Source organism: Lawsonibacter sp. LCP25S3_E2 (assembly GCF_052117285.1).
Taxonomy (GTDB): Bacteria; Bacillota; Clostridia; order Oscillospirales; family Oscillospiraceae; genus Lawsonibacter.
On record NZ_JBQKJL010000007.1, the window covers coordinates 20,358 to 36,120 of the forward strand.

The window sequence follows — 15,763 nt, forward strand, 5'->3', positions numbered from 1 at the left end:
TACAGATAGACCTAATATGAGAAATGTGATAAAATAAGCACTGTAAAATAGCCCGTGGACCGTACCTTAAAAACCGAAGCAAAAGAGAGAACAAAATCAATGTAATGGGGGTTTTATCATGAACAAAGTTTATTCCCTGCATGACGCCGTGGCGAAGTTCGTCGAGAGCGGAGATTGTATCTGCTTTGGCGGCTTTACCACGAACCGCAAGCCTTACGCGGCCGTGGCTGAGATTCTGCGCCAGGGCCAGAAGGACTTCACCGTTTGGGCTGGTCCCGCCGGCGGTGACTGGGATATGATGATCGGTGAGGGTCGTGTAAAGACCTACATCAACTGCTACACTGCCAACTCCGGCTATACCAACGTGTCCCGCCGTTTCCGCGCCGCCATCGAGAAGGGCGAGCTGGTTTACGAGGACTATTCCCAGGACGTGCTCATGCTCCAGCTGCATGCCGCTTCCCTGGGCCTGCCCTTCCTGCCTGTGCGTCTGATGCAGGGTTCCGGTCTGATGAAGTACTGGGGCATCAGCGAGGAGCAGCGCAAGACCCTGGAGAAGGTGGACGACCTGAAGTGTGTGGAGATTGAAAATCCCTTCAAGCCCGGCGAGAAGGTCGTGGCCGTGCCCGTGCCCAAGCTGGACACCGCCATCATCCACGTGCAGAAGGCCTCTCCCGACGGCACCTGCATCATCGAGGGCGATGAGTTCCACGATGTTGACGTGGCCGTGGCTGCCCGCAAGGTCATCGTCACCTGCGAGGAACTGGTGAGCGATGAGTACATCCGCCGCGATCCCACTCTGACCCGCATCTTTGGTGAGTGCGTCAGCGCTGTGGTCCACTGCCCCTACGGTGCCTGGCCCTCCCAGTGCTACAACTACTACGACAACGATTCCCACGCTCTGAAGGAGTACGACAAGGCCTCCAAGTATCAGGACGCCGAGGATGCCAAGGCTCAGCTGGAGAAGGCCGCGGTCAAGGCCGAGAAGGCTGCCGCCGCCAAGCCCGAGGATGAGAAGCTGGCCGAGGCCGCTGCCAAGGCCCGCAAGGCTGCCGAGGACGCCAAGGCCGGCACCGCCATTCCCGAGACCTTCCAGGATTACCTCCAGAAGTGGGTTTACAGCGTGAAGGACAACGACGAGCTGCTGGACAAGGTCGGCGGTGCCCGTCTCATGCGCCTGAAGAACGAGCCCCATCTGGGTTACTCCACCAGACACTAAGAACTAGGGAGGAAGAAAGAAATGTCTGATTATACGAAGTATACTAAGCAGGAAATGCAGGCTTATGCCATTGCCAAGAACATTAAGGAGAATCAGATTGTCATCGTGGGTACCGGCCTGCCTCTGATCGGCGCCTCCTTGGCCAAGCGTGTGGTCTGCCCCTCCTGCCACCCCATCGTGGAGAGCGGCCTGATGGACTGCTCCCCTGTGGAAGTGCCCCGCTCCGTGGGCGACAACCGCTTCATGGCCCACTGCGCTGTGCAGTGGCCCAACATCCGCTTCATCGGCTTTGAGGCCAATGAGTGGCTCCACGACGAGGACCGGCTGATCGCCTTCATCGGCGGCGCCCAGATCGATCCCTACGGCAACGTGAACTCCACCTGTATCTATGGCAAGGGCGACTATGTCAAGCCCCAGACCCGTTTCACCGGTTCCGGCGGCGCCAACGGCATTGCCACCTACTGCAACACCATCATCATGATGCAGCACCAGAAGCGCCGCTTCATGGAGCACATCGACTACATTACCTCCTGCGGCTGGATGGACGGCCCTGGCGGCCGTGAGAAGGTCGGCCTGCCCGGCAACCGCGGCCCTCAGATGGTGGTGACCGACCTGGGCATCATGAAGTTTGACGAGCAGACCAAGCGGATGTACCTGGCTTACTACTATCCGTTCTCCACTCCTGAGATGGTCCAGGAGAACACCGGCTTTGAGATCGATGTCTCCCGTGCCCAGCTCTTTGAGGGCCCCACTCCCGACATCATCAAGGTCATCCGTGAGGAGATCGACCCCGGCCAGGCCTTCATCAAGGTCCCCAAGGAGTAAGAACAGGATGAGACGCGGAGATGGATCCCATGGGACATTCCGCTTCTGGCCGTACAGGTTCCGGCAGATCCTTTGCCGGAACCTGAGTATGGGTGCCAGCGTTCAGAATACAGCCATCTCAGCGCGTCATATTCCAGATCAAGAATTTAAAGGAGGAGTTTGCATTGGGTAACTATTCCATGCCCCGTTATTTCCAGAACATGCCCGTGGTGGGCAAGCCCGTCCGTGCCAACGCCGAGAACGTAGCTGAGCTGCGTGCCATTGAGGATGACATCCACGCCCACGTGGTGGATGCTCTGGCTGCCGGCAAGAAGGACGAGGATATGAACGCCAAGGGCCAGCTCACCGCTATGCAGCGTGTGGCCCTGCTGGTGGATCCCGGCACTTGGTGCCCCCTGAACAGCCTCTACAACCCCGAGCACAACAAGACTGGTTCCACCTCCATTGTCAAGGGCCTGGGCCGCGTCAACGGCAAGTGGTGCGTGGTCATTGCTTCCGATAACAAGAAGCACGCCGGTACCTGGGTGCCCGGCCAGGCAGACAACCTGCTGCGCGGCAGCGATACCGCCAAGCGTCTGCGTATTCCTCTGATTTATCTGCTGGAGTGCGCCGGCGTGGAGCTGGACCAGCAGGAGAAGGTGTACCCCAACCGTCGCGGCGGCGGCACTCCCTTCTACCGTAACTCTGAGCTCAACCAGATGGGCATCCCCGTCATCGTGGGTATCCATGGCACCAACCCCGCCGGCGGCGGCTACCACTCCATCAGCCCCACCGTCCTGGTGGCCCACCAGAAGGCCAATATGGCCGTGGGCGGCGCCGGCATCGTGGGCGGCATGAACCCCAAGCCCCACGTGGATATGGAGGCTGCCCTGGCCCAGATCGAGGCCACCAAGGGCCTGCGTGCGGATCCTCCCGGATCTGTCTCCATCCACTATGGCCAGACCGGCTTCTTCCGCGAGGTCTATGAGACTCAGGAGGGCGTCATCGAGGGCATTAAGAAGTATGTGGACATGCTGCCCTCCTATGACCTGGAGTTCTTCCGTGTGGATACTCCCCAGTCTCCCGCCGCTTCCGATGTGGAGCTGTACGACCTGGTGCTCAACAACAAGAACCGTCCCTACGATATGTACTCTGTCATTGCCCGCCTCTTCGACGGCAGCCAGTTCATGGAGTATAAGAAGGGCTATGGCCCCGAGATGATCACCGGTATCGCCAAGGTGGACGGCCTTCTGGTGGGCGTGGTCGCCAACCAGCAGGGCGTGTTCCCCAACTATCCCGAGTACAAGATGGCCAAGTATGGCCAGTCCATGGGTGCCGGCGGCAAGCTCTATCGCCAGGGCCTCATTAAGATGAACGAGTTCGTCACCCTGTGTGCCCGTGACCGCCTGCCCATGATCTGGATCCAGGATACCACCGGCATTGACGTGGGCGATGACGCCGAGGTCGCCGAGCTGCTGGGCCTGGGCCAGAGCCTCATCTACTCCATCCAGAGCAGCAAGCTGCCCATGATGGAGATCACGCTGCGCCGCGGCACTGCCGCTGCTCACTACGTCCTGGGTGGCCCTCAGGGCAACGACAACAACGCCTTCTCTCTGGGCACTGCCGCTACGGAGATCAACGTCATGAACGGCAAGACTGCTGCCAACGCCATGTACACCGGCCGTCTGGCCAAGGACCAGAAGGCTGGCAAGGATCTGCAGCCCACCATCGACAAGATGAACGCCCTCATCGACGACTACGACGTGAAGTCTAAGCCTCTGTTCTGTGCCCAGGCCGGTCTGGTGGATGAGATCGTGGATATGCCCATGATGCGTAACTACATCGTGGCCTTCACGGACGCCTGCTACCAGAACCCCGAGAGCATCTGCCCCTTCCACCAGATGCTCCTGCCTCGTACCATCAAGGATTACGACGATCTGAAGAAGTAAATCCATTCCAAACCTGCCGGGCGGCGGAACTGCGCCGCCCGGCACCCATAGGAGACAACAAAACGTATGAGTATTTACACCTTAGGAATCGACATCGGCTCCACCGCTTCTAAGTGCGTTATGCTTGCTGACGGCAAGGAGATCGTGGCCAAGTCCCTCATTTCAGTGGGTGCCGGCACCAGCGGCCCTCAGCGGGCCATTGCCCAGGTGCTGGAGGAGTCTGGCAAGACACGGGAAGATATGGCCTTTGTCCTGGCCACCGGATACGGCCGCAACTCCATGCTGGAGCTGGCCGATCAGCAGATGAGCGAGCTGAGCTGTCACGCCAAGGGCGCATCCTTCCTGTTCCCTGATGTGCACACGGTAGTGGATATCGGCGGCCAGGACGTGAAGGTCCTTCAGATTGAAAATGGCGTCATGACTAACTTCGTCATGAACGACAAGTGCGCCGCCGGAACCGGCCGGTTCCTGGATGTAATGGCCAGGGTACTGGAGGTGAAGGTGGAGGATCTGGGGACCCTTGGAGCCCAGTCCACCAAGAATGTATCCATCAGCTCCACCTGTACGGTCTTTGCCGAGAGCGAGGTCATCAGCCAGCTGTCCATGGATACAGACAAGCGGGACATCATCAACGGTATTCACCACTCCGTGGCCTCCCGTGTGGCGGGCCTTGCCCACCGCGTAGGCGTGCGGGACAAGGTGGTCATGACCGGCGGTGTGGCTCAGAATACCGGCGTGGTCAAGGCTCTGGAGGAGGAACTGGGCCACATTATCTACACCTCACCCCTCACCCAGTATAACGGCGCTCTGGGCGCCGCCCTGTTTGCCTATCAGAAATATCTGAAGGAGCAGAAGGGATGAAAAAGATTCTCTTTGGGATTGCACTGATCTTGTTTGCACTGGTTCTGCTGCTGTCAGGGATATGGCTTCCTGGTGTGGGAGATCTGATGAGCAGGGGAGAGTTTGCGGTTTTGGTGGCAGTCATCGGTCTGGTGATTGCCGGAATCGGCGCATTTCAAAAAGAGAAGTAAAACAGTACGGCCGCTGTCCCGGCGGCCGATTGCAAAATTGATTTTCCGGTAAGGAGGAAATTACAATGGCTAAAGAAGTAAGCCCCGGCGTTCTGGCGCTGCGTAAAGTGGTTGAGGACGTCTATGCCGACGCCCGTAAGGCCCATGCTGAGGGCCGTCTGGTGGGCTGGTCCAGCTCCAAGTTCCCCTGTGAGCTGGCCGCCGCTTTTGACCTGGACGTGATGTATCCTGAGAACCAGGCTGCCGGTATTGCCGCCAACCGGGACGGCGAGATCATGTGTAAGGCCGCCGAGGACCTGGGCTTTGACAACGATATCTGCGGCTACGCCCGCATCAGCCTGGCCTATGCCGCCGGCAAGCGCGCTTCCCGCAAGGTTGACTTTGAGACCGGTGAGTATGTCATCAACCCCAACAGCGGCAAGCCCCTGAAGGATGAAAACGGCAAGGTGGTCATTGACCCCGAGACCGGCAAGCCCAAGAAGGATCCCAAGACCATGCAGCCCTACACCGTGCTGGATGACATCTATGAGATCGAGGCTCTGCCCGAGGGCCGTGAGAAGGAGCTGCGCAAGGCTGCCATTAAGCCCTACCGTCAGATGCAGATGCCTCAGCCTGACTTTGTGCTGTGCTGCAACAACATCTGCAACTGCATGACCAAGTGGTATGAGAACATTGCCCGTATGCGCAACATCCCCCTGATCATGATCGACATCCCCTACAACAACACCGTGGACGTCCACGACACCAATGTGGCCTATGTCCGGGCTCAGTTCGATCACGCCATCCACCAGCTGGAGGAGCTGACCGGCAAGAAGTTCGACGAGAAGAAGTTTGAGGAGGCCTGTGCCAACGCCAACCGCACCGCCCAGGCCTGGCTGCGTGTCTGCGATTACCTGCAGTACAAGCCCGCCCCCTACAGCGGCTTTGACCTCTTTAACCACATGGCCGACGTGGTGACCGCCCGTGGCCGCGTGGCCGCCGCCGAGGCCTTCGAGCTGCTGGAGAAGGACCTGGCCGAGGCCGTGAAGGTGGGCAAGACCACCACGCCCTTCCCCGAGCAGTACCGCGTCATGTTCGAGGGCATTCCCTGCTGGCCCAAGCTGCCCAACCTGTTCAAGCCTCTGAAGGAGCACGGCGTCAACGTTACCGCCGTTGTGTACGCTCCCGCCTTCGGCTTTGTGTACAACAACATGGACGAGATGGTCCGCGCCTACTACAAGGCCCCCAACTCCGTTTGTATCGAGCAGGGTGTTGCCTGGCGTGAGGGCATCTGCCGGGACAACAAGGTGGACGGCGTGCTGGTCCACTACAACCGTTCCTGCAAGCCCTGGTCCGGCTACATGGCCGAGATGCAGCGCCGCTTTACCGAGGACCTGGGTGTTCCCTGCGCCGGCTTTGACGGCGACCAGGCCGATCCCCGTAACTTTAACGAGGCCCAGTATGAGACCCGTGTCCAGGGCCTGGTTGAGGCCATGGAAGCCAACAAGGCTGCTAAGGAGGGCTAAGAGATGAGTATTGAAGTAATGCTGAAGGAGTTCGCGGAGGCTTCCGCCCACCCCTATCGTCTGATCAAGGAGTATAAGGCCCAGGGTAAGAAGGTCATCGGCGTTCTGCCCTACTACGCTCCCGAGGAGCTGGTCTATGCCGCCGGCATGGTGCCCATGGGCATCTGGGGCAGCAACAGCAAGACCATCTCCATGGCCAAGGAGTACTGTGCCACCTTCTACTGCACCATCGCTCAGCTGGCTCTGGAGATGCTGCTGGACGGCACTCTGGACGACCTGGACGGCATCATCACCCCCACCATCTGTGACACCCTGCGCCCCATGAGCCAGAACTTCCGTGTGGCCATGGAGGGCAAGCTGCCCTGTATCTTCCTGGCCCATCCCCAGCAGCGCAAGCCTGCTTTCGGCCTGCAGTTCACCATGGACCAGTATCAGCACATCAAGACTGAGCTGGAGAAGATCTCCGGCAGCGCCATCACCGACGATGCCCTGCGCAACGCCATCAAGGTTTATAACCGCAGCCGCGCCGCCCGCCGTGAGTTTGTGAAGCTGGCTGGTGAGCACCCCGATGTGATCTCTGCCGTCAACCGCTCCGCCGTGCTGCGCTCTGCCTGGTTCATGCTCAAGGACGAGCATACCGCCAAGCTGGAGGAGCTGAACGCCGAGCTGAAGAAGCTGCCCGCCTGCAACTGGAAGGGCAAGAAGGTCCTCACCTCCGGCATTATCTGCGACAACCCCAAGCTGCTGCAGATCTTTGACGACAACCAGATCGCCATTGTGGCCGATGATGTGGCCCATGAGAGCCGTCCCATCCGGGTGGACGCCGCTGAGACCGGCGATCCCATGATGGCTCTGGCCCAGCAGTTTGCCGACCAGGATTACGATGTGCTGCTCTATGATGAGTTCTCCAACCAGAACCGCCGGGCTGACTTCGTGGTCAAGCAGATCAAGGACTCCGGTGCTCAGGGCCTGGTGCTGTTTATGCAGCAGTTCTGTGACCCCGAGGAGATGGAGTACCCCTACCTGAAGAAGGCTCTGGACGAGGCTGGCATCCCCCACATCAAGCTGGGCGTGGACCAGCAGATGCGCGACTTCGGCCAGGCCAGCACCGCCATTCAGGCCTTTGCCGACGTGCTGTAAAGAAAGTGTTTGGAATACCGGCCTAAGTCCGGCAAATCTTGACACCCAGGACGTTGAAATGTTATAATACTCCTAATTTCGGTTCTCTATCCGGCCCAGTTTTGGGCCGGATGAGAGCCGTAGGCCGGGATAGGAGTCCTTGGATTTCCATCGGCTTTTGTTACGGCTGAAACTATTTTTGTAAAGGGGAAAAGAAGCTATGAATTACAATGTGACCGTCAACGGCAAGGTCTACAATGTCACCGTAGAGAAGACCGGCGCCGCTGCCCCCGCCTTTGCCGCTCCTGTGGCCGCTCCCGCCCCCGTGGCTGCCGCTCCTGTGGCTGCCCCCGCTCCCGCTGCTGCCCCCGCTCCGGCTCCCGCTCCTGCCGCCGCCCCCGCCGCTGCTCCTGCTGCTGTGGCCGCCGGTGAGACCGCTGTGAAGAGCCCCATGCCCGGCAACATCTTTAAGGTGGAGTGCTCTGTGGGTCAGGCTGTGAAGGCCGGCGATGTGCTGGTGGTTCTGGAAGCCATGAAGATGGAAATTGAGGTCTCCGCTCCTGTGGACGGCACCGTGAAGGCCGTTTCCGCCGTGGTGGGTACTGCCGTCAACACTGACGATCTCCTGGTTACCCTGGGTTAATGGGAGGTATGATCAATGCCTAATCCTAGTAAAGCGATTCTTGATCCGTTTACTCCGTTAACCATTCCCGAGGCCCTGTTGGTTGCTGTCTGCGGTCTGATTGTGGTGTTCATGATGCTGGCCATTTTGGCCCTGGTCATCATTGTCATCTCCAAGATCGTAAGCTCTGTGGAGGGCAAGGCTGCAGCTGCCGCTTCTGCCGCTGCTCCGAAGGCAGCTCCCAAGCCGGCTGCTCCGGCAGCACCTGCCGCTCCCGCTGTGGATGAGGGAGAGCTGGTAGCTGTGATGATGGCCGCTGTGGCTGAGGAGTCCGGAATGAATCCCAATTCCTTCCGGATCACGAACATCTCTGCTGCTCCCGCTGCTGCTGTGGCTGCCGCTCCTGTAGCTGCTCCCGCTCCTGCTGCTGCCCCCGCTCCGGCTCCCGCTCCCGCTCCTGCCGCCGCCCCCGCTGCTCCTGCTGCTGTGGCCGCCGGCGAGACCGCTGTGAAGAGCCCCATGCCCGGCAACATCTTTAAGGTGGAGTGCTCTGTGGGCCAGGCTGTGAAGGCCGGCGATGTGCTGGTGGTGCTGGAGGCCATGAAGATGGAGATCGAGGTCTCCGCTCCCGTGGATGGCACCGTGAAGGCTGTGTCCGCTGTGGTGGGCACTGCCGTGAATACCGATGACCTGCTGGTTACCATCGGTTGAGAGGAGGGGTGAAGTATGAGTTTCTTTTCTGATGTATTGATTGCAATTTTCGGAGGCTCTGGCTTTGCCTACCTCCCTCAGGACTGGCGTCAGGTTATTATGATCGCTGTGGCCTGCCTGCTGCTCTATCTGGGCATCGGTAAGGGCTTTGAGCCCCTGCTGCTGGTTCCCATTGCGTTTGGTATGCTGCTGGCCAACCTGCCTCTGACTGGCTTGTTCAACGAGCCCGTCTATGATGCGGCCACTCACAGCGGCTCTGTGGGCTTTATGTGGGTCCTGTATCAGGGCGTTCAGTATGCCATTTACCCGTCCATTATCTTTATGGGCATTGGCGCTATGACTGACTTTGGTCCTCTGCTGGCCAACCCCATGTCCCTGCTGCTGGGCGCCGCTGCTCAGCTGGGTATCTTCACCGCCTTCCTGGTGGCATTGGTCCTGGGCTTCCAGCCCTGTGAGGCTGCTGCCATCGGCGTTATCGGTGGTGCAGATGGTCCTACCGCCATTTTGACGGCATCCAAGCTGGCAACAAAGCTTTTGCCTGCCATTGCCATTGCGGCATACTCCTACATGGCTCTGATCCCGCTGATTCAGCCTCCCATTATGAAGGCCCTCACCACCAAGGAGGCCCGGAAGGTCAAGATGACTCAGCTGCGTGCGGTTTCCAAGACGGAGAAGATTATCTTCCCCATCGCCGTGACCATCTTTGTCATCCTGCTGATCCCCGACACCGCTCCTCTGATTGGTATGCTCATGCTGGGCAACCTGTTCCGTGAGTGCGGCGTCTGCGATCGTCTCAGCGATACCGCTCAGAATGCTCTGATGAACATCGTGACCATCCCCCTGGGCCTGTCCGTAGGCTTCAAGGCTACCTACGACAGCTTCCTGACCTGGGAGACCATGAAGATCGTCTTCCTGGGCCTGTTCGCCTTCATGCTGTCCACTGCCGGTGGTATCATCTTCGGCAATGTGATGTATGTGTTCACGAAGGGCAAGGTCAACCCCCTCATCGGCTCCGCCGGTGTGTCTGCGGTTCCCATGGCCGCCCGTGTGGCTCAGACTGTGGGCCAGAAGGAGAACCCCGCCAACTTCCTGCTCATGCACGCTATGGGCCCCAATGTGGCCGGCGTAATCGGTTCCGCTGTTGCGGCCGGATTCATGATCAAGGTCTTCGGCGGCTAATCTGCAAAGAGTATGATCAAAGATCCCTCAGATCATCTGAGGGATCTTTGATTTTTTGTCCAGATATGTAAAAAATGGGGAAAAAGGCAGAAAAACAGCTGGAAAAAGTATCAGATAAATTTTTTTAAAAAAATGGAAAAAACCCCTTGCATTTTCAAAATATCTATGCTATACTAACTGAGCTGTCAAGGAGAACACCTCTTTGCGGTATGCGGCTGTAGCTCAGTTGGATAGAGTGACTGGCTACGAACCAGTAGGTCGGGGGTTCGAATCCCTTCAGCCGTACCAGCTCGTCGCAAGCGTTTTACGCTTGCGACGAGCTTTTTTCAAGCCTGTTGGAAAAAAGTGTGTGTGTTTCCACAGGCATTTGGAGGGAGATTACATGAAAGAGCGAGAACAGTGGGTCAGTAATTTAGGCTTTATTCTGGCCACCGCCGGTTCTGCCATTGGTCTGGGGAATATCTGGAAATTCCCTGGAAAAGTGGGGGCCTATGGAGGCGGGGCCTTCATCCTATGCTATGTGTTGATTGTGGTTCTGATTGGATTCCCGGTCATGCTGGCAGAGCTGTCCATCGGCCGAAGTACCCAGAAAAATGCCGTGGGTGCGTTTCGGGCCTTACATCAAAAGTGGGCTTTTGTAGGCTGGATTGGTCAGATTGCCCTGTTTGTCATCATGTCCTACTATTGTATTGTGGGCGGCTGGGTACTGAAGTATATTGTTGCCTATGGGACAGACCAGGCCTTTGGAACGGTACCCTATCAGGACTACTTTGTGAACTTCATCTCCCAGCCGGTGGAACCTCTTCTCTGGGGCCTTGTGTTTTTGGGCATCTGCGTCTTTATCATTGGGAAGGGAGTAGCCAAAGGGATTGAACAGGTAAGTAAGTTTTTGATGCCGGTTTTGTTCCTGCTGCTCATTGCCTGTGTGGTCCGCGCGGTCACGTTGCCTGGGGCGGGGGAAGGGATTGCCTTTATGCTGCGGGTGGATCCCTCCCAAATTACCCGAGACACCTTTGTGGGAGCACTGGGCCAGGCCTTCTTTTCTCTGTCCGTGGGCATGGGAATCATTTTGACTTATGGCTCCTATGTGCCAAAGAAGGAGAACCTGATCTCCAGTGCCGCGGTGATCTGTGCCTTGGACACCCTGGTTGCCATTTTGGCGGCCTTTGCCATCATTCCCATGGTCTTTGTTACCCTGGGAGCAGAGGGACTGGGGATGGGCGGTGGCTTCGCTTTTATGGCTCTGCCGGCTGTATTTGATGGAATTCCGGGAGGCCGTATTCTGGGAGCGGTGTTTTTCCTGCTGCTGTTTCTGGCTGCGCTCACCAGCGCCCTGAGTATTTTGGAGACTTGCGTTGCCTTTATGACGGAGGAATGGCACCTGACCCGCGGAAAAGCTATGGCCATTTTTGCCGTTCCCATGGCATTGTTCAGTGCGGGGTATTCCCTGTCTCAGGACGGGAGCCGTGGGATTAATTTGCCCTGGTTTGACCTGACCAACGGAGTGCAAATGATACCCATGAACACCGTGATGGAGCGCTTTACAGACAACCTGATGATCCCCCTGGGCGCGTTCTTCATGTGTATCTTTACCGGCTGGGTGCTGGGCACCAAGCGGGCAGAGGAGGAGATTACCTCCGGCGGCCTTTATGCTTTCCCCATCCGCAGAACCTGGGCGGGGATCATCCGGTTTGTGGCTCCGGCCGTGATTTTGGTGATCCTGTACTTTACCTTCCTGCAGGGGCAGACCCTGTCTTAATCCCGCAGTTTCGGCTCAGCCCATGTGTCACATCCTCCGCCCGCCGCCATATAATGGAGTAGCCGGAGACGGTCAGTCTAAAAGGGAGGGGAGGCGTTTTCATGGGTATCGTAGTGGTCCGTTCCCCCCGGTGCCTGCGGGGGCTGCTGCGGAGAATTTTTGGAATGAAATGACAAAAGAGGACAAAGGGGACATATCTCTGTGGGCTCTCTCATATAGTGTCACAAACCCGGAATGACACCATGACAAAAGGGAGAGGACACCATGGAACTGGAATTTGAGCGAGACACCATCATTAGTTATGACACAGTGGCTCAGGTTACCCTGTGCCAGGAAGAGACGCTGGAGAGTATCGTGCCCGATGCCTGTCCGGACATCCTGCGGATCGTGGACGTATGCGGCCAGGCGACCCTGAGCGGCAAGCAGGCCCGAGAGGGGCTGGCTCAGGTCACAGGGATGGTCCGGGCGGTCATCCTATATCAGCCAGAGGGGGCGGCGGGGCTCCGGCGTATGGAAGTAGGCCTGCCATTTACCTGCCAGGCGGAGGCTCCAGGCCTGACGGAGCGGGGGGTGGTGCTGGCCAGCCCCCGTCTGCGCTGCGCCGAGGCACGGGCCCTGAATCCCAGAAAGGTACTGCTGCGGGTAGACCTTGCAGTGGATGTTACAGCCTGCCAGCCAGTGGAGCAGAGTGTCTGCTGCGGTGCGGCAAACGCGCAAGAGGGGGCAGTCTGTCAACGCAAGTTTCAGGGTGAGCATTACCAACTTTGCTCTGTCCAGGAAAAACCCTTTACATTTTCGGACCAGCTTCGCCTCCCTTCAAACGGCGGAGAGCCACCTCAGATCCTGGCGATCCGGGTAGAGCCGGTGTGCAGCGAGAGTAAGCTCATCGGCAGTAAGCTGATCTTCAAAGGAGCGGTGGAGGTATACCTGCTTCTACAGGAGCCCGGAGGAACACTGACGACCAGTCACGAGTCCATGCCATTTTCTCAGATTATGGAGATGGCCGGCGCTGCGGAGGAGGGAGATTGCCAAGCCGCGGTAGAGGTAACCGGATTTCAGTGGGAGACAGAGGGCGGAGACGGCCGCGAGCTGGAGCTGACCCTGGAGCTGCTGGCACAGGCCCAGGTCCGGGGCCGGCGGAGTTTGACCCTTTTGCAGGACCTCTACAGCACAGCCTTTCAGATGGAGACGGAGCGACAGCTCCAGCCGCTGTGCCGGTTGTGGGAACAGTCGGTTCGCCCCCAGGCGGTCCGGGAACTGCTGGAGACGGGGGAGATGGTCCGCTCGGTGGTGGATGCCCGCCTGGCATTGGGAAAGGTGGAACAAAGCCGGGAGGGAGAGGAACTGGTTCTCACCACAGATGCGTGGCTGAGTGTACTGTATCTGGATGAGAATGAGCTGCCGCAGTGTGTCCGGCGGTCTATTCCTGTATCCTGCCGGCTGGATTGCCCGGAAAATGCCCGGTGTGTCTGCCATTGCACCTGTCCAGGGGAGGTTTTTGCTGCTCCTGCGGCCGGGGGAGTGGAGGTACGCTTCACGGTAGAGTTTTCCTGCCTGACTACGGTGAGTGATGCGGTTCCAACTGTGACGGCCGCACGCTTTGGAGAGGCAAGAAGCTGGGAGGGAGGAGAGCGTCCGTCTGTGGTTCTCCGTCTGGCCGCGCCGGGCGAGGGCCTTTGGGATATTGCCAAGGCCTATGGGACTACCACGGAACAGATTCTCCAGGCCAATGAGCTGGAGGAGGAGGAACTGCCTTTGGGTAAAATGCTTCTGATCCCCAGCACACGATAAAAGTGCCTTCGGCCGCCCAGTTTGGGCGGCCTTTTTTCATAACAACGGGCAATTTCCCGCGGCTTGTCATATTCCACGGCTTATCCCAATAGAATGTAGGGAAACAACCGGCTTGGGCGGCCGAAGGAGGAGTTGCAAGTGGAAGATCGCAAAATCTATGAGGATATTGCCCTGCGTACGGAAGGCGATATCTATATCGGCGTCGTGGGGCCGGTCCGAACGGGAAAATCCACCTTTATCAAACGCTTTATGGAGACATTGGTCATTCCCAATATTGACAACGTCTACCGCAGGGAGCGGGCCAGGGATGAGCTGCCTCAGAGCGGCTCGGGCCGTACGATTATGACAGCGGAGCCCAAATTTGTCCCTGAGGATGCGGTGGCGGTGACAGTGGATGGGGGCGCGGCCTTTCAGATGCGTATGATCGACTGTGTGGGCTATCTGGTCCCAGGGGCGGTCGGGCAGCTGGAAGGGGAGCAGGAGCGCATGGTCACCACGCCCTGGTTTGATCATGAAATTCCCATGACCGAGGCGGCGGAAATCGGGACAAGAAAGGTGATCTCGGAACATTCTACCATCGGGATCGTGGTGACTACCGACGGCACCATCACCGACATCCCCAGGGAGGATTATCTGGAAGCGGAGGAGCGGGTCATTTCGGAGCTGAAGGAGTTGGGCAAACCCTTTGTGGTGGTACTCAACTCCGCCTATCCGGATTCGGATCGGGCTCGGGCCATTCGTGCGGACATTGCCCAGCGCTATGACGTGACCTGTGTGGCAGTCAATTGTCTGGAGCTGAGCCAGGAGGAGATCAACGCCATCCTGAAAAATGTCCTCTATGAGTTCCCGGTCAAGGAGCTGGATTTGTTCCTTCCCCCCTGGGTCGATGCGCTGCCCCAGGAGCACCCCATCAAAGCGGCACTCTATGCCGCCATCCGGGAGGGAACGGAGAACCTGCGCCGGATCCGGGATGTAGAGAGTGCCGTGAGCTCCTTCCAAAACTGTGAAGTGGTCAGTGACGCACGGATCTCCTCCATTGATCTGGGAACTGGGGTGTCTGCTGCCGCCATGGAGCTTCCTCGCTCGCTATTTTATAACACGCTGTCCCAGCAGTCTGGTTTTCAGATTGGAGACGACGGAGATCTGATGGCCTTGCTGACCGAATTGGCTGGTGTGAAACGCTCCTATGACAAGGTGGCCGATGCGCTCAAGGAGGTAGAGGAGACGGGCTACGGTATTGTGGTACCCCCCATTGACTCCCTGGTGCTGGAGGAGCCGGAAATCATGAAGCAGGGAGGACGCTATGGAGTGCGCCTGAAAGCCAGCGCTCCTTCGATTCACATGATCCGGGCAGATATTGAGACGGAGGTTTCTCCCATTGTAGGCGGTGAGAAACAGAGTGAGGACATGATCCACTACTTACTCCAAGAGTATGAGGGAGATTCCAGCAAGATCTGGGAGGCCAATATCTTCGGCAAGTCGCTCCATGAGCTGGTCAACGAAGATCTGAACGCCAAGATCAAACGTATGCCGGAAGATGCGCGGGTGAAGCTTCGGGAGACCCTTCAGCGCATCATCAATGAGGGTTCTGGCGGATTGATTTGTATTATTTTGTAATACGTTGAAGCCCCCTCCGGTGCGGTATAAACCGCGCCGGAGGGGGCTTTTTCTCGGTGACTTTGTCACGGTTTACAGGAGAGCGGCCTGATAAAATAAAATCAATAAACCACAAAAATTAACATAGGAGAATCTATATGGGAATATTTGATTTTTTTAAACGAGCGGATATTGACCGGGGTGTAGAGGAGTACCGGGCCCAAAACGGCGGGGTACTGCTGGACGTGCGTACCCAGGAGGAGTATCTTCAGGGGCACATCCCGGACAGCCGGAATTTGGATGTACAGGAGATCCAAAGAGCCCCCAGCCTGTGGCCGGACAGAAATGTCCCCCTGTTTGTCTATTGCCGCAGCGGCGCCCGCAGCGGGCAGGCAGCATTTATGCTGAAAAACATGGGTTATACCAATGTGACCAATATCGGCGGCATTATTGATTATCATGGAGAGATTGTGAGGTAAGG

Annotated in this window: 14 protein-coding genes and 1 tRNA gene; all 15 read left to right on the forward strand. The window is 57.9% G+C overall.

The features are described 5' to 3' along the window. Window positions 1-118 precede the first annotated feature (118 nt). The 15 genes from ACTQ3R_RS07820 (at window position 119) to ACTQ3R_RS07890 (ending at window position 15,761) form a co-directional block, all read left to right on the forward strand. Window positions 119-1,216: a CoA transferase subunit A gene (locus tag ACTQ3R_RS07820; protein ID WP_441778575.1), complete on the forward strand. Its 1,098-nt coding sequence runs from the start codon at window positions 119-121 to the stop codon at window positions 1,214-1,216. A gap of 21 nt (window positions 1,217-1,237) precedes the next feature. After that, the gene (gene gctB / locus ACTQ3R_RS07825) at window positions 1,238-2,041 is read left to right on the forward strand and encodes a glutaconate CoA-transferase subunit B (protein WP_441778576.1); all 804 of its coding nucleotides are present in this window, start codon (window positions 1,238-1,240) and stop codon (window positions 2,039-2,041) included. 179 nt (window positions 2,042-2,220) lie between these two features. After that, a complete protein-coding gene (locus ACTQ3R_RS07830; protein WP_441778711.1) occupies window positions 2,221-3,969 on the forward strand; it encodes an acyl-CoA carboxylase subunit beta in 1,749 nt (582 codons plus the stop codon). 66 nt (window positions 3,970-4,035) lie between these two features. After that, window positions 4,036-4,830, forward strand: a complete 795-nt coding sequence (hgdC, locus tag ACTQ3R_RS07835; protein WP_441778577.1) for a (R)-2-hydroxyglutaryl-CoA dehydratase activase HgdC — start codon at window positions 4,036-4,038, stop codon at window positions 4,828-4,830. Further along, window positions 4,827-5,000: a hypothetical protein gene (locus ACTQ3R_RS07840; protein WP_441778578.1), complete on the forward strand. Its 174-nt coding sequence runs from the start codon at window positions 4,827-4,829 to the stop codon at window positions 4,998-5,000. Before hgdC ends, ACTQ3R_RS07840 begins: the two co-directional genes overlap by 4 nt. A gap of 65 nt (window positions 5,001-5,065) precedes the next feature. Next, window positions 5,066-6,505: a (R)-2-hydroxyglutaryl-CoA dehydratase subunit alpha gene (gene hgdA / locus ACTQ3R_RS07845; protein WP_441778579.1), complete on the forward strand. Its 1,440-nt coding sequence runs from the start codon at window positions 5,066-5,068 to the stop codon at window positions 6,503-6,505. A gap of 3 nt (window positions 6,506-6,508) precedes the next feature. Then, on the forward strand, window positions 6,509-7,645 hold the full coding sequence (gene hgdB / locus ACTQ3R_RS07850; RefSeq protein ID WP_441778580.1) for a (R)-2-hydroxyglutaryl-CoA dehydratase subunit beta: 1,137 nt from the start codon (window positions 6,509-6,511) through the stop codon (window positions 7,643-7,645). A 199-nt stretch (window positions 7,646-7,844) separates the two neighbouring features. Then, window positions 7,845-8,267, forward strand: coding sequence for a biotin/lipoyl-containing protein (locus ACTQ3R_RS07855; RefSeq protein ID WP_441778581.1), 423 nt, complete (start codon window positions 7,845-7,847; stop codon window positions 8,265-8,267). 15 nt (window positions 8,268-8,282) lie between these two features. Then, window positions 8,283-8,957 carry an OadG family transporter subunit gene (locus ACTQ3R_RS07860; protein WP_441778582.1) on the forward strand — a complete coding sequence of 225 codons (675 nt, stop codon included), beginning with the start codon at window positions 8,283-8,285 and terminating at the stop codon, window positions 8,955-8,957. 15 nt (window positions 8,958-8,972) lie between these two features. Next, the gene (locus ACTQ3R_RS07865) at window positions 8,973-10,136 is read left to right on the forward strand and encodes a sodium ion-translocating decarboxylase subunit beta (protein ID WP_441778583.1); all 1,164 of its coding nucleotides are present in this window, start codon (window positions 8,973-8,975) and stop codon (window positions 10,134-10,136) included. 211 nt (window positions 10,137-10,347) lie between these two features. Continuing rightward, window positions 10,348-10,424, forward strand: a tRNA-Arg gene (locus ACTQ3R_RS07870). Between the two features lie 94 nt (window positions 10,425-10,518). After that, the gene (locus tag ACTQ3R_RS07875; RefSeq protein ID WP_441778584.1) at window positions 10,519-11,895 is read left to right on the forward strand and encodes a sodium-dependent transporter; all 1,377 of its coding nucleotides are present in this window, start codon (window positions 10,519-10,521) and stop codon (window positions 11,893-11,895) included. Between the two features lie 264 nt (window positions 11,896-12,159). Next, complete coding sequence (locus tag ACTQ3R_RS07880; protein ID WP_441778585.1) at window positions 12,160-13,686, forward strand: DUF3794 and LysM peptidoglycan-binding domain-containing protein; 1,527 nt, start codon at window positions 12,160-12,162, stop codon at window positions 13,684-13,686. Between the two features lie 138 nt (window positions 13,687-13,824). Beyond that, window positions 13,825-15,303: a stage IV sporulation protein A gene (gene spoIVA / locus ACTQ3R_RS07885; protein WP_441778586.1), complete on the forward strand. Its 1,479-nt coding sequence runs from the start codon at window positions 13,825-13,827 to the stop codon at window positions 15,301-15,303. A gap of 137 nt (window positions 15,304-15,440) precedes the next feature. Further along, window positions 15,441-15,761, forward strand: coding sequence for a rhodanese-like domain-containing protein (locus tag ACTQ3R_RS07890; RefSeq protein WP_441778587.1), 321 nt, complete (start codon window positions 15,441-15,443; stop codon window positions 15,759-15,761). Window positions 15,762-15,763 lie beyond the last annotated feature (2 nt).

Coding starts and splice junctions, on each gene's coding strand:
- ACTQ3R_RS07820 (WP_441778575.1), top strand. CDS start 119: ATGAACAAAGTTTATTCCCTGCATGACGCCGTGGCGAAGTTCGTCGAG.
- gctB (WP_441778576.1), top strand. CDS start 1,238: ATGTCTGATTATACGAAGTATACTAAGCAGGAAATGCAGGCTTATGCC.
- ACTQ3R_RS07830 (WP_441778711.1), top strand. CDS start 2,221: ATGCCCCGTTATTTCCAGAACATGCCCGTGGTGGGCAAGCCCGTCCGT.
- hgdC (WP_441778577.1), top strand. CDS start 4,036: ATGAGTATTTACACCTTAGGAATCGACATCGGCTCCACCGCTTCTAAG.
- ACTQ3R_RS07840 (WP_441778578.1), top strand. CDS start 4,827: ATGAAAAAGATTCTCTTTGGGATTGCACTGATCTTGTTTGCACTGGTT.
- hgdA (WP_441778579.1), top strand. CDS start 5,066: ATGGCTAAAGAAGTAAGCCCCGGCGTTCTGGCGCTGCGTAAAGTGGTT.
- hgdB (WP_441778580.1), top strand. CDS start 6,509: ATGAGTATTGAAGTAATGCTGAAGGAGTTCGCGGAGGCTTCCGCCCAC.
- ACTQ3R_RS07855 (WP_441778581.1), top strand. CDS start 7,845: ATGAATTACAATGTGACCGTCAACGGCAAGGTCTACAATGTCACCGTA.
- ACTQ3R_RS07860 (WP_441778582.1), top strand. CDS start 8,283: ATGCCTAATCCTAGTAAAGCGATTCTTGATCCGTTTACTCCGTTAACC.
- ACTQ3R_RS07865 (WP_441778583.1), top strand. CDS start 8,973: ATGAGTTTCTTTTCTGATGTATTGATTGCAATTTTCGGAGGCTCTGGC.
- ACTQ3R_RS07875 (WP_441778584.1), top strand. CDS start 10,519: ATGAAAGAGCGAGAACAGTGGGTCAGTAATTTAGGCTTTATTCTGGCC.
- ACTQ3R_RS07880 (WP_441778585.1), top strand. CDS start 12,160: ATGGAACTGGAATTTGAGCGAGACACCATCATTAGTTATGACACAGTG.
- ACTQ3R_RS07890 (WP_441778587.1), top strand. CDS start 15,441: ATGGGAATATTTGATTTTTTTAAACGAGCGGATATTGACCGGGGTGTA.